The organism is Kaistella flava (ex Peng et al. 2021), from assembly GCF_015191005.1.
Classification (GTDB): Bacteria; Bacteroidota; Bacteroidia; order Flavobacteriales; family Weeksellaceae; genus Kaistella; species Kaistella flava.
This window is the reverse complement of the sequence record NZ_CP040442.1, coordinates 710,630-724,607: the sequence shown is the minus strand read 5'-3', so window position 1 is coordinate 724,607 and position 13,978 is coordinate 710,630. Positions and strand designations below refer to the sequence as shown.

The 13,978-nt window shown below is 34.5% G+C and carries 9 protein-coding genes; 2 read left to right on the top strand and 7 right to left on the bottom strand.

The window, feature by feature from the left end; genetic code table 11:
- Window positions 1-260 precede the first annotated feature (260 nt).
- Window positions 261-2,333, bottom strand: a complete 2,073-nt coding sequence (locus tag Q73A0000_RS03280; protein WP_193812665.1) for a thiamine pyrophosphate-dependent enzyme — start codon at window positions 2,331-2,333, stop codon at window positions 261-263.
- Between the two features lie 444 nt (window positions 2,334-2,777).
- On the opposite strand from Q73A0000_RS03280, the gene dnaE reads away from it, so the two are divergent.
- Together dnaE and Q73A0000_RS03270 are read left to right on the top strand one after the other, a co-directional pair.
- Complete coding sequence (gene dnaE / locus Q73A0000_RS03275; protein WP_193812664.1) at window positions 2,778-7,433, top strand: DNA polymerase III subunit alpha; 4,656 nt, start codon at window positions 2,778-2,780, stop codon at window positions 7,431-7,433.
- A gap of 256 nt (window positions 7,434-7,689) precedes the next feature.
- The gene (locus Q73A0000_RS03270) at window positions 7,690-8,349 is read left to right on the top strand and encodes a response regulator transcription factor (RefSeq protein ID WP_193812663.1); all 660 of its coding nucleotides are present in this window, start codon (window positions 7,690-7,692) and stop codon (window positions 8,347-8,349) included.
- 84 nt (window positions 8,350-8,433) lie between these two features.
- Here the strand turns inward: Q73A0000_RS03270 and Q73A0000_RS03265 are convergent, their stop codons facing one another.
- The 6 genes from Q73A0000_RS03265 to Q73A0000_RS03240 form a co-directional block, all read right to left on the bottom strand.
- Complete coding sequence (locus tag Q73A0000_RS03265) at window positions 8,434-9,945, bottom strand: carboxypeptidase-like regulatory domain-containing protein (protein WP_193812662.1); 1,512 nt, start codon at window positions 9,943-9,945, stop codon at window positions 8,434-8,436.
- 4 nt (window positions 9,946-9,949) lie between these two features.
- Window positions 9,950-11,341 (bottom strand): CsgG/HfaB family protein, encoded by a 1,392-nt coding sequence (locus Q73A0000_RS03260; RefSeq protein ID WP_193812661.1) that lies wholly within the window; start codon window positions 11,339-11,341, stop codon window positions 9,950-9,952.
- Window positions 11,342-11,353: 12 nt separating this feature from the next.
- Window positions 11,354-11,749, bottom strand: a complete 396-nt coding sequence (locus Q73A0000_RS03255) for a curli production assembly/transport component CsgF (RefSeq protein ID WP_193812660.1) — start codon at window positions 11,747-11,749, stop codon at window positions 11,354-11,356.
- 16 nt (window positions 11,750-11,765) lie between these two features.
- Entirely contained in the window at window positions 11,766-12,503 is a 738-nt protein-coding gene (locus Q73A0000_RS03250) for a CsgE family curli-type amyloid fiber assembly protein (protein ID WP_193812659.1), read from the bottom strand.
- A gap of 15 nt (window positions 12,504-12,518) precedes the next feature.
- Window positions 12,519-12,821 (bottom strand): hypothetical protein, encoded by a 303-nt coding sequence (locus Q73A0000_RS03245; protein WP_193812658.1) that lies wholly within the window; start codon window positions 12,819-12,821, stop codon window positions 12,519-12,521.
- Between the two features lie 181 nt (window positions 12,822-13,002).
- Window positions 13,003-13,833 carry a curlin gene (locus Q73A0000_RS03240; protein WP_193812657.1) on the bottom strand — a complete coding sequence of 277 codons (831 nt, stop codon included), beginning with the start codon at window positions 13,831-13,833 and terminating at the stop codon, window positions 13,003-13,005.
- Between the last annotated feature and the right edge of the window lie 145 nt (window positions 13,834-13,978).

The following is a 13,978-nucleotide window of genomic DNA, read 5'->3' as shown; positions in this document are numbered from 1 at the left end:
AGATTGCGCAGATTTTTTTGTAAGATAAACTTTGTCAAAGTTTTAAATCTTTGACAAAGTTATCGTTGTGTGGGAAATCTATATTAAGATAAAAAATCTACTTATTATAAATGAGTTGCGCCCCGGATAGCAATGGAAATCCTTTTTTTTATCACTCAAAGACTTTTTAAAAAGAAAGGAACTAAAAAAAAGATTGTAATGGATAGCCGGAAATGTGCGCCCAAAATAATAAATTTTTGATAATGAATCTATTAGTGATTTTAATGAGTTAGAATTTCTTGTATCTTTTTGGTCAGTTTTTCAGCATTTGGAAGCATTTCTTTTTCCAACACTAAATTGATCGGGACAGCAGGTAAATTGAGTGAACCCATCGCTTCAACTGGCGCATCTAAATATCTGAAACACTCTTTCGAAATACGGTGAGCAAATGCTTCTGCAAAGGAATTGTTAAGTTGCTCTTCGGTAAGAACCAAACATTTTCCGTGGAGTTTTGCCCGTTCGAAAACTAACTTTTCGTCCAAAGGAATTAAGGTTCTTAGATCTATAATTTCAACTCGACCTTCGAAATTCTTAGCAGCTTCTTTTGCCCAATAAATGCCCATTCCATAAGTGACGATCAATATTGTTGTGCCTTTTTCAGTTTCAGACTGATCAGCTTCTAAAGTGATGTTTCCTTTTCCAAAAGGTAAGATATAATCTTCGGCTGGTTCGATGGTTTTTGCATCTTCAGTTCCTGGAACTTTGCTCCAGTACAAACCTTTGTGCTCCAACATTACAACCGGATTTGGATCATAGAAAGCAGCTTTTAGTAATCCTTTAAAATCGGCAGCATTGCTTGGATAAGCCACTTTAATTCCTTTAATATTGGCTAAAATACTTTCGACACTTCCGCTGTGATAAGGTCCGCCACCGCCGTAAGCACCAATCGGAACACGGATAATATTGCTCACCGGAAATTTTCCATTGCTTAAATAACATGATTTTGAAACCTCGGTAATCAGTTGATTAATTCCAGGATAAATATAATCGGCGAACTGAACTTCGACAATCGGTTTTAAACCAACTGCGCTCATTCCAACCGTAGAACCAATTATATAAGCTTCCTGAATCGGTGTATTGAAAACTCTTTTGTTCCCGAACTTCTTTCCTAAAGTAACCGTTTCTCTGAAAACACCACCAATTCGTTCACCGACATCTTGTCCGTAAAGTAATGCTTCCGGATGTTTCCACATGATTTCCTGAATGGCATGAATTGCGGCATCAACCATCACAATTTTTTCCGGATTTTCTCCTTCTCTTTGTCCAACTTCTTCCGTAATTGAAGTAGGAGCGAAGACGTGATCTTCTACTGATTGTGGTTTTGGATCTTCTGCTGCAATGGCTTTTTGAAAGGCCTGCTCAACTTCTAATCTGGCTTTCTTTTCTATTTGTTTTAAAAGATCTTCGTCGGTGCCTTCTTCTAATAATCTTTTTCTTAAAATATTTCCGGGATCTTTTGCGCGGTGCTTTTCTAAATCTTCTTCGTCCCGATAAAATTCTCGTCGAACGCCGGAAGTGTGATGTCCGATAAGAACGGTACTTGCACAAACCAACATTGGTTTTCTTTCTGTTCTTACAAAATCGACGGCTTTTTTCATGGCTTCGAAACTGGCTTCAAAATCAGTTCCGTCCACTTTCATTCTGTTAAGACCGACAAATCCTGCGGCGAAATCATAAGCGTCAGAAGTTCTTGCTTCTTCTTTAGTTACAGAAATTCCCCATTCATTATCCTGAACCAAGAAAATTATTGGTAACTGATGAAGTGCTGCAAACTGAAAAGCCTCTGAAACTTCACCTTCTGTGATTGAGTTATCTCCAAAACTGCAAACTACAACAGGATTATTTTCGTATTCTTTTAGTTTAAATTCCTGAATATATTTTATTCCCTGCGCAACTCCTGTCGTAGGAATTGCCTGCATTCCAGTTGCGGAACTTTGGTGAATTATTTTAGGTAAATTTTCTTCGCGACTCGATGGATGAGAATAATAAGAACGACCACCCGAAAAAGGATCATCTGCTTTTGCCAATAACTGAAGCATTAACTGATACGGTTCAAAACCCATTCCGAGCAACATACTTTCGTCGCGGTAATAAGGGGAAACCCAGTCTTCTTTTGTTAACTGGTAAGCGGTGGCGAGCTGAATCGCTTCGTGACCGCGGGATGTAGAGTGTACGTATTTGCAAATATTTCGGTTTTCTTCATAAACATCTGCAGTTGCTTTTGCAGTCATCATGTGACCAAACGCTTTCAGCAATATCTCTTGAGAAACAATTTCTTTTTTAATAATCTCCATAGTTAACAAAGATAAAACTTTTATTCATTATTGAAAATAGGGATTAAACAAATGAATAGTAGAAGGAAGGTTGAAGAAACTAAACTACGGCTCAAGTACGGGTTAACTACGGCTCAACCTCTGGAAACTATTTTATGGAAAGGGATTGGAAGGATTTAATAGTACAAAAACAATCATTTCGATAGGAATAAAAAAAAACTACACTGTTGATTGTCAATCACATGTAAAGATAATGAAAAATTTTATAAACTAAAAAGTATTGTGTGTTTTTATCATTTTGAGTTCCTCATGATTTTAATTAAACTAATAGGGGAAAGGTCAATTGGAACGAATAAAAAATAATTTGCTGCAATACGTATTCTCATAATTCCAACTTTTTTTTAAAGAAATTTTAGCCTAATTTTACCAAAATTCTTCTAATTTTTTTCCTAACAGCTCAACAAAATGTTTTTAATCTTCGATACCGAAACCACTGGTTTACCTAAAAATTTCAACGCTCCGATTACCGATTCCGACAACTGGCCGAGAATGGTTCAGATTGCGTGGCAACTTCATGATATGGAAGGTAATTTACTTGAAAATCAAGATTATATAATTAAACCTGAAGGGTACGACATTCCCTTTTCATCCCAAAGAATTCATGGGATTTCTACGAAAATGGCGACTGAAGAAGGTCGTGATTTAAATGAAGTTTTATTAGAATTTAAAGAAGCTTTAAAGAAAGCGGAAGTGGTTGTTGGACACAATATTATTTTCGATTATAATATTGTTGGTGCAGAATTTTTCCGGAAAGAAATTGAAAACAATTTACAAACTATTCCGTCTGCAGATACCATGAAACTGGGAACAGATTTTTGTCAGTTAGGCGGCGGAAAAAGCGGAAGATATAAATCTCCGAAACTGACTGAGCTTTACGAAAAGTTATATAACGAAAAATTTGATGAAGCACATAATGCCGCAGCCGACGTAAATGCAACGGCACAAGTCTTCTTCGAAATGATGCGGATTGGGATTATTCCTGCCGAAACACTGAAACTTGAAAGTTCAGAATTACAGCATTATATCAATAGTCATCCAATTTCGATCAGACCGTTTCCGATTGTTATAAGAAGACAGGTTGCGGATTCGAAAAAGAAGAAAAAAACCACTTTTAATAATACCGATGAAATTGAAATCGGCAGTTATTTTAATTTCCATAATCATAGCATTTATTCATCTCTTCAAGCGTCATCGAATATTAATGAATTGATAAAAAAGGCGCTGGATAATAATTTTCCTGCGGTTGGTATTGTCGATTTAGGAAATATGATGGGTGCTTTTAAATTTATTTCTGAAGTTGAAAAAACCAATGGTAATATTAAAAAAGCCTATCAGGAATATTTAGATAAAAAACAAAAAGCGGAAGAAGAAGGAATTGCATTTACTGATACAGAACCTCGTAAAGAACCTTTAATTCCAATTGTCGGTTGTGAATTTTATCTTTCAGACCGTCCGGATCAAAAGCAGTTTACCAAAGATGATCCCGACCGACGAACCAATATGGTTGTGTTGGCGAAAAATTTCAACGGCTATAAAAATCTGGCAAAACTATCGAGTTTAGGCTATATCAATGGTTTCTATTTTGGAGTTCCGAGGATTTCTAAAAAGATGATTGCGGAACTAAAAGAAGATTTAATCGTCGTAACCTCTGGAACGATGGGAGATATTCCTAATGCAATTTTGGAATTTGGAGAGCAAAAAGGAGAAGAAGTTTTCCAGTGGTGGAAAGATACTTTTGGCGATGATTTTTATGTACAGCTTCAAAATCATGAGATTGAAGAAGAGCATTATTTGAATGATGTTTTATTGACCTTCGCAGAGAAATATGAAGTCAAAATTTTAGCGCAAAACGAAACTTTTTACACCGAAAAATCGGAAGCTCATATTCAGGATATTTTATACTGTATTAAAGATGGTGAGAAATTATCTTCACCTGTAGGAAAGGGTTTCGGTAAAAGAAGAGGTTTGCCTTCCCACGAATTTTACATTAAAAACACAGAGGAAATCAAACAGAGTTTCCGTGAATTCCCAGATGCTTTTGAAGCGTATGATGAATTAGTAAAAAAGTTTGAGCCATATACTTTGAAGCGTGATGTATTGCTTCCGGAATTTGATATTCCTGAAGAATTTCTAAGTGACGAAGATAAAGTAGATGGCGGAAAAAGAGGTGAGAATGCTTATTTAAGACATTTAACTTACGAAGGTGCCAATAAAAGATATAAAGAAATCACTGAGGAAATCAGAGAAAGACTTGATTTCGAATTAGAAGTTATTGCCAAAACCGGTTATCCTGGATACTTTTTGATTGTTCAGGATTTCTGTAATGAAGCCCGAAATATGGGCGTTTGGGTTGGTCCAGGTCGTGGTTCTGCCGCCGGTTCTGCCGTTGCATATTGTACTGGAATTACCAATGTTGATCCTATTAAATATGACTTACTATTTGAGCGTTTCCTAAATCCTGAAAGGGTTTCGATGCCGGATATCGATATCGATTTTGATGATGAAGGACGTGATAAAATCATCAAATGGGTCGTTGAAAAATATGGTAAAAGTAATGTTGCCCAAATTATTACCTATTCCGTCTTAGGTGGAAAATCTGCGATAAAAGATGCCGGAAGGGTTTTAGATCTTCCGATTTTTGAGACCAATAATATTGCGAAATTAATCCCACCATCACCGGGAATGAATATTGCAAAAGCATTTGCCAAGTTTGATAAACTCGCTCCAGAAGATAAAGTTTTGGCGCAGGAAATGAAAGATATTTTAGCAAATCCAAAAGATGAACGCTATGAAGTTCTTTCCGCTGCTCAGAAAATGGAAGGTTGTATTCGAAATACCGGAATCCATGCTTGTGGGGTAATTATTACGCCGGAAGATATTACGAATCTGGTGCCGATTACGATTGCGGCGAAAGATGCAGATATTTTGGTTTCACAGTTTGATAACTCCGTGGCGGAAAGTGCAGGTTTGCTAAAAATGGACTTTTTAGGATTGCGGACTTTAACCATCATTAAGCACGCCATAAAACTCATCAAAGAAAAACACGGGATCGATATTGATCCAGATACGATTCCTTTAGATGACGCGAAAACATATCAATTATTTAAAGAGGGAAGAACGGTTGGGATTTTTCAGTATGAAAGTCCGGGAATGCAAAAATATATGCGGGAACTGAAACCAACGGAGTTTGCCGATTTGATTGCAATGAACGCGCTTTACCGACCGGGACCGATTAAATATATTCCACTTTTTATCAATCGAAAAAATGGAGTAGAAGAAACTGTTTATGATCTAGAAGAGACTGAAGAATTTTTAGGGGAAACCTACGGAATCACCGTGTATCAGGAACAGGTAATGTTGCTTTCTCAGAAGCTGGCCAACTTTACAAAAGGTGAAGCCGATACTTTGCGTAAAGCAATGGGTAAAAAGCAAAGAGATGTTCTGGATAAAATGTACCCTAAATTTTTGGAAGGTGGAAAAAGCAATAACCTTGATGAAACTAAACTTAATAAAATCTGGAAAGACTGGGAAGCTTTTGCTGAATATGCTTTCAACAAATCTCACTCGACTTGTTATGCGTTAATTGCGTATCAAACTGCTTATTTAAAAGCGAATTATCCGGCAGAATATATGGCGAGCGTCATGTCGAATAACATTAACAATACCAAGCAAATTACTCTGTTTATGGAGGATTGTAAAAGTATTGGTGTTGATGTTTTGGGACCGGATGTGAATGAATCTCAATATGCATTTGCGGTGAATGAAAAAGGGCAGGTTCGATTTGGATTAGGCGCTATTAAAGGAATTGGCGAAGGTCCGAGTGAAGCAATTGTGGCAGGGAGAAAAGAAGAAAGGTATAAAAATATCTATGATTTCTTTGAGAAAATTCCGTCTTCGCAAATGAATAAAAGAGTGGCGGAAAGTTTGGTCATTGCGGGTGCTTTTGATGAAGTTGATCGTTATCATCGCGCACAATATTTCGATATTGATCCTTCCGGAAAAACCAATATAGAAAGATTACTGCGTTATGGCTACAGTTTTCAGGACAGTAAAAATGAGATTGAAAATTCGTTGTTTGCAGATTTCGCAGATGAAGTAAAAATAGAACAGCCAAAAATTAATCCTGCGCCGGAATGGCAAAACATGCACAAACTCAATAAGGAAAAGGAAATTATTGGGTTCTATCTTTCTGCACATCCTTTGGATGAATATAAATATCAGTTCCAGTTTTTACAGGGAGCTTTGAGTAAGAAAGAAATCTTGGAAGGTAAAAAAGAAGAGATTTTAGAACTCGAGAAAGTTATTTTACCTATCGAAGTTACTGAAGTTGATGATTCAGACGATGATTTAGTTGATCTTCCAGATGTTTCTTTAGATGGTGAAGAGGATGTTCTAATTGAAGAACCAACTAAAGTTGTAGAGCCAAGAGGGAATTTTAATTTCTTGAATTTAGATGAAATTGAAGATTTTAAAAATACAGTTTTTGCCAATCAACAGACTGATTTATTTAATAATGATAAATTAAACTGGAAAGAAAAGCAAGCCTTAAAAAACAATACTCCAGAATATATGGTTGCTGGTTTGGTAACTGAATATACTATTAAAGATGGAAGAAATAGTGGTGAAAAAGTAGCTTTCCTTTTATTGGAAGATTATAGCGGAAGTTATTCTTTCCGTTTAGGTGATCGTGATTACATGAAATTCAGAGATAAAATTGATGTCCAACGATTTGTTATTTTTAAGATTAAATTTTCACAAGCAAACGATGGACGGGTTTTCGTAAATGTATCAGAAGTAATCGACTTAAAAGAAGCGTTTGAAAAATTTGCAAAAAAAATGACTATCGTTGTTGATGTAAATGATTTGCGAAAAGAAGATATTGAGTTTTTCCGAAATCAATTTGATGAGCATAAAGGTGAGCAAAAACTTAATTTCTTTATTAAAAATCCTGAGGACGAAAGCCAGATTGAATTGATGAGTATGCAAACCATGATTCAAGTTAATGGAGATTTACTCGAAGTATTTAATGAAACTCAGAAATATCAGATCTTTCTGAATTAGATGAAATTTTCAACTAAATTGGATAATCATCACTTTAAAATAAATAATATTAGCTAAAATCAAATTTAAATAGAAAAAATTAAACAAAACACAGAATTAATTAACCTATTCGTGAATTTATAATTCAAATATATTTACGGCATTTAATTATCATTTACACAAATATAGTACTGTTAAATTATTAATAATTACTATTACTATTACATAATTTGGATTTAATTAAAATTAGTGGTATTTTCGTATAAACACAAATGCCATGAAAAATAAAATAATTGTATACGATCTGCAAAGATTGTATCTCGAGTCTACCCATTGTTTATTAGAGAAATACGGTATTACAAAAAAATATAATATTGAAGGGGTGCTAGATTTTGATAACCTTGAGAAGGAAATTCTTGATAAAGACAGCATTCTTATCATTAATACTTTAGGATTAAGTTTAACAGATGTTAACGAAAGTATCGAAAAATTCCTTGAGTTAAATCCAGTGCTTAAAATAATAATTCATTCCGCCAGTTCTGAGGTTAGATCTATTAAGAAATTTTTTGATAAAGGAATAAAATGTTATTTTGGTAGGGACACCAGTACAAAGGAATTTTTAGAAGGTTTATCTCAAGTGATTGAAGGTAAAATTTTTGTTAGTGATGATGCAAAAAGTGCACTTTTAAATTTCATCTGCAATATTGATGAAGAAGACGAGAAAAAACACAATTTAGCAGAAGAACTTACAGCCAGAGAAAAAGATGTTTTAATCTTAATATGTGAGGGTTTGCGCTCAAAAGAAATTGCAGAAAAACTATTTATCAGTGCACATACCGTAGAATCGCACAGAAGAAATATGATGCTTAAGTTCAACCTCAACAGTTCTTCTAAATTGATGAAGTTTGCTTTAGAAAATAAATTGGTCGTATTTTAATTACAATAGTTTTAGAATAAAAGAAGCAGATCTTATGGATCTGCTTCTTCTTTTAATCAAATTAAAAGAAATCTATTTTTTATACTACTCCCAGTCTGGCATTTCTGCATCGCTGAATAATAATGTTCGAGCCGATGCATTATTCACAATACTCAATGTCATTTTATAAATGTTTTTTACAGAGATTCCATCATTCGAGGTATTCATAAATATTATTTCAGCATCGTTCGGCGAAAATCTAGGATCCAAATCGTTTGAACCGCCAGGTTTTTGGCCTAACAAAGAAATGTCCGTCGAAACATTTGTACTTAAGTTATAAAGGAAAATATGTGAATCAAGCTGTCTGTGATTTAGATTTTCGTACCCAGAGATATCTCTTGTAAAAAGAAGACTATCACCTGCTATGGAGAAATTTAATCCGCCTGCAGCACCTAATTGTCCAGTTAGAACTGTTTGAAGAATATTTCCCAATGGATCGATAATATAGATCTTCGCATTATAACCATTAACGTCATTTGTTTTCAAAGCTATTTTTGATCCGTCATTACTCCAATCACATTCTGTAATAAAACTTCCATCCGATGTTGTATAAACGAGTGCTAATCCACTACCATCTTTATTAATTTTATACAGCTTATTGAAACTAGGATACAACAGTTCACTTCCATTGGTACTCCAGCTGAAATCCAAATCGTCGTAATTATAGCCTAATACCGGCTGCGTAGTAGTTACCTGCCTCACATCAGAGCCATCTTTTTTTGCCGTAAAAATTTGAGTATTTCCCGAAACAGTTCGCAAGAACGCAATTAAACCAGCAGCGTTATTTAGCTTAGGCCTCCAACTGTTGACAGAGCTTGGAGTGAACTGAAAATTCAGACCACTTTCATCACTGGAAACAATGTAATAATTTGCTCCTGCTTTTTTCACATAATGAAACCTGTTATTCGGAGTATCTGAAACTTTAAATTGCTGAACCGCACTATATACAGGAGTATTAACTGTATCATCTGCAACTACTTGCCAAAAATAAGTAACCCCAAAAATTAAATTATCTAAAACATAGTTTTTAACTTTAATATTTTCTTTTTCGAAGACAATATTGTTCAAGCTATTTTTTACAATAATTTTAAATTTTAATTTTAATGAATCTCCAGGATCAGGATCGGTACAGCTCCAGGTTAGGTTTACAGAAGTAGGTTGATCCACGGACTGATCAAGTGGAGTTAATAAAATTGGGATAGAGGGTGGCGAATTTAAAGAATCATCATCAGACAATTCGAAAACTACGCTTATTCCATCTTGTGTCTTTACATTAACTCCTTGAAATGTTGATAAATAACCGGTAAGTTCTGCTTTTAAAGAATAGTCTCCTAAGGGAATATTTTCTAATATAAACGTGCCGTCAGTTTTGGTAAAAACAGTCTGCGTCGTTGGAGACGTATATATTTTAACATTAGCCAACGGGGTGTTGGTTCCTTTTTGAACGACCTTTCCAGTAATTGTACCAGTTGTTACTTTCCCTACCAATTCTTCTCTGCACGAAATGCAGAAAAGAAAAAGTAAAGATCCTAGTAAAGAATATAATAGAGTTTTCATGGTTTTATTTTTTAATATTGAGTTTTTTAGCCTGATCAAAATAGTAGTTAATTCCAACACCAATGTGGAGGGCTTGATCTTTTCGTTTTCCGTTGACAAACTCGTCCCAAGTATCATCAAATCCCATATCATATTGAGCGTTGAGTCTAAAAGCGAGATTGTTTCCCAACAAGTATTCTATTCCTCCGCCAAATTGATATTTTAAAAAATTCTTGCCATTATACATCGATCCAAGACCAGCGTAGGCATAAGGAGAAAAGCTAAACTTTGGTAACAAAAGATATTCAAGATTGAGATCAGTATACATGAAATTATTTTTAACTATTCCTTTATTTTCTAACTTTTCAAAACCGACACTCACCTCCGCATTTATATTGTCATTTAAAAAATATTTGAATGCTGCTCTACCGCCTATATTCATTTTGGCGTCGGTATAGTCTCCTTTGATAACATCACCATTAGCCAAGAGTAATAGAGATGCTTTTGATCTGTCCTTATCAGAAAACTTGTTACCGACCAATTGATTGATATTTTGTTCTTGCTCTACATGATATTTTTGAAGAAGATCTTTCATTTCTTTTTCATGAACTTTCTCTATTCTAAATGTTCCATCTTGAACGCTCTCTAAAATTAAAGTATAGACCGCTTTTTCTATAGCTTGAGTAACAGCTAAACTTACAGGCTCATTTTGCGTAAAGCCCATTTCAGCTTCTAAAATCCTGTCAGTATCAATATATCTGAAAAAGCTTCCGTTCACAGTAGTTGACAGAATATTTTTAGAAGTGTAAACAGTTTTAAGTATTTCTCCAGTCATACTGGAAACCACCCGCAGGTAAACCGTAACCCTATCTTGTCTGTACTGAGTTCCGCCTCCGACACCAAAATATCTTGCTCCAATTCCACCCGTCATTATATTTGTATCGTAAGAGACAATTCCACCTTCCAAAAGGATTCCGGCATAGAGTAGTGGTGGAAGTTGATCGCTGATAACTGTTTTCCCATCACTGGCAACTTCATATTCTTTTCTGGTAGATCTGATGATCTGTCGTTCATTTAATAGATTTCCGATATTTTCTCTTTCTATTGGACGAAACCATTTAGAATCTTCTAAAGCTTTTAGTAAAATAGAGGTGGTTCCTTGCGGAATAGCAGTACTCCAGTTACTTCCATTTTCCGCCATTTTATATTGACCGGTCTGGTCTTTGAATTTATAAACTCCAATAACAATTTTTTCATCTGGTGCAGGTAGGTCTTTCAGTTGTTTGGTAAAGGGAGTCATCTCTCCCAAAGTAGATTTATCTCCTTCGGCAGGTAGATTCATCATTGTACCACAACTGTTCATCGTACCTAGAAAAATGAGTAGGAGTAAAATTTTGATTGTTAATAAATTTTTCATGATATTAATTCTTTAGTTCGGTATTATGATCTCTGATTGTTCCCCTGTTGATGTATTTAAAATTTTTATTATTAAACCTTTGTCAGACTGCGTAACTTGTACGTACATTGAACCGAAAGTATAATTTCCCGGTTTTAAATTTCCATCTCCGAATTGATCTCCAAAAAGTTTTTGAGACAGTTGGCTTAACAACTGTCTGTTGAGACTTTCGGTAAAACTATCTAGAGAATTTAGAGATTTATAAGCTGAAGCATCACCTTTGAATTGGTTTTGCGAAGCAGCTGAGCTTAGCAACCACTGGTAATTAAAAGTATCACCACCAAAAGCTGGATTTATCGGTTTGTAAGAAAACTGTTGTGCACTTACTAAACTAATTCCTAAGACTAGATATAAAAAAAGTGTTTTCATCGAGAATGTTTTTATATTAATAAATAAAACCTTTATCAGAAACCTGCCGATCATGATCATATGCGATAAGACCTGCAATCGACTGTTTTACTACATCGTCTAAATAATCATCTTCCGGTCGGGCAGCAAAGGAGAGAATGTTTTCATCATTTGCGAAAATCTGAAGCATCATATTTGTACCTGTTGAAGGAAGTTCAGCAATACGTATTCTGAAGCCAAATTTCATATCATTTAACATTAAGACAGAATAGAGTTTCCTGTAAAAATCATCTCCAACTCTTGTTTTTGTCTCGTTAATGACTAAATTATTCATCAACATATTCTCTTCGTTGGTTGTTTTCTCATAGGATACTGCATTTTTGAAATTTTTAGAATTCATTTCCAGACTATCCTTCGCAATGACTTTTTCAGTTTTTTCGTCTTTAATAAAGAGATACACTTTCAGTGCATCATCTTTATTCACATTAATAGAAATTTCCGAAAGAACTTTGGTTTCTTTCGGAAGAAGGGTAAATTTATTTTCTTGTTTTGAAGAAGACATATTTTTCCCTTTATCTTTTTTGACAGCAAGAAAGATATAATTAAGGGATTGGAAAACTTCACTTTGATTTTGAGCAATTGCTTTTAGACTGATTACTCCTTCAATATTGTGAGCGTCAATCTTTGCAACTACTTTGTTGGAGTCCTGTGCATTAGAATTAATTCCAAAGAGGAAGAGGAAAATAAGACTTATGCTTTTACTAATATTTTTCATCCTTTTTATTTTAAATTAATAGTGTCGTACAAAAATCATTTTATCGTTTGTTTTTAGATTAAGCTGCATTTCTTTCGAATTACTATTGTTACCAGTAATGTCTATATAATTATTATCGCCTTCAACATTTACCTTTTGTTTGTTTTCTAAATTAGGATTCGTATTGGTCATTAAAGTGGTATTAAAATCACCAGTTTGCCGAATCAACAAATCACTACTTTTACTTTTATTATAAACTAGAGCGCTATTATTATTTCCTAATTGGATAACTGAGCTTTTTGAAGTGAAGGTAGAAACATCGGTAGTAGGTGTGTTCATGATATTTAACACATTTAAACTATTAATATTACTAAAATCTATGCTCTGTGCATGCATTAGAAAGCTCGTAACTATTGCTATAGATAAGAATATATTTTTCATGATTTTATTATTTTGGATAAAAGGGAGAAGCCATCAAATAGCTTCTCCCAAAGGATGAATTAATATCAGGTCGTTGATTTTAAGGACAACCAACGGTTCCTTTTGGACATTTGATAGGTGGCATTGGAGGTGCACAACATGTATCGCCACCATGAGGGTTATTGTCTTGGAAAACAGTGATGTTGTTATCACATCCCATTTGGGTATCTCTTGAATAATGTGAATTTCCCATTTGAGTTTGGCTGATGGTGTTATTATCTCCAGTTTGATCAGCATATGCTTTATTGTCAAAACCAATTTGCAACTGCGTAATTGTGTTATCATATCCTAACTGTTTTGCATCAGCATAGTTATTAATTCCGTCTTGATCTTGAGAAATAGTATTATTTTTACCATTTTGCCATGCTACAGCATCATTTTTATAAAATGCTTGGTTTTGAGTAACCTTGTTATCGTTACCGTACTGTTTGGATTTTGCATCGTTATCAAATCCAACTTGGGTTTGAGTAGCCTCATTTTTGTTACCGCATTGTAGTGCGTAAGCGGAATTATCACTACCATATTGGGTTTGAATCACCTTGTTAAATTCACCATACTGTTTTGCAGTTGCATGGTTTCTGTCACCAAATTGAAAAGCATTATTTGAATTCTCCTTGCCATTTTGATAAACGGTCTCGTGATTCTTATTTCCCCAACTATTCGTTGTGTTTTTATTGTCTGTACCATATTGGGAAACTTTAGCATCGTTACTATCTCCCCACTGAAGGATTCCATTATGGTTCGTTTTTCCGTGTTGATCAACATTAGCTTTATTTGAGTTTCCCCATTGTGTTGATTCATCTTGGTTTCCTTGTGCATTCATGAATGCTACTGCCATTAGTGCGAAAGCACCTACAAATAATTTTTTCATGGTTAAAAATTTAATTGGTTAGTTTGTAGTACAAATGTATACTGATTCGAAAAGAAAAAAACCACCGATAAAACTGAAATTTACGAATTGGATAAAAACGATTAGTCTGAGAGTGAAAACACCTTGTCAATTTTGCGGAAATGCG

Bases quoted from the DNA above. Each gene is read 5' to 3' on its own strand.
- Q73A0000_RS03240 (WP_193812657.1), bottom strand. From the start codon at position 13,833: ATGAAAAAATTATTTGTAGGTGCTTTCGCACTAATGGCAGTAGCATTC.
- Q73A0000_RS03255 (WP_193812660.1), bottom strand. From the start codon at position 11,749: ATGAAAACACTTTTTTTATATCTAGTCTTAGGAATTAGTTTAGTAAGT.
- Q73A0000_RS03270 (WP_193812663.1), top strand. From the start codon at position 7,690: ATGAAAAATAAAATAATTGTATACGATCTGCAAAGATTGTATCTCGAG.
- Q73A0000_RS03250 (WP_193812659.1), bottom strand. From the start codon at position 12,503: ATGAAAAATATTAGTAAAAGCATAAGTCTTATTTTCCTCTTCCTCTTT.
- Q73A0000_RS03260 (WP_193812661.1), bottom strand. From the start codon at position 11,341: ATGAAAAATTTATTAACAATCAAAATTTTACTCCTACTCATTTTTCTA.
- dnaE (WP_193812664.1), top strand. From the start codon at position 2,778: ATGTTTTTAATCTTCGATACCGAAACCACTGGTTTACCTAAAAATTTC.
- Q73A0000_RS03265 (WP_193812662.1), bottom strand. From the start codon at position 9,945: ATGAAAACTCTATTATATTCTTTACTAGGATCTTTACTTTTTCTTTTC.
- Q73A0000_RS03280 (WP_193812665.1), bottom strand. From the start codon at position 2,333: ATGGAGATTATTAAAAAAGAAATTGTTTCTCAAGAGATATTGCTGAAA.
- Q73A0000_RS03245 (WP_193812658.1), bottom strand. From the start codon at position 12,821: ATGAACACACCTACTACCGATGTTTCTACCTTCACTTCAAAAAGCTCA.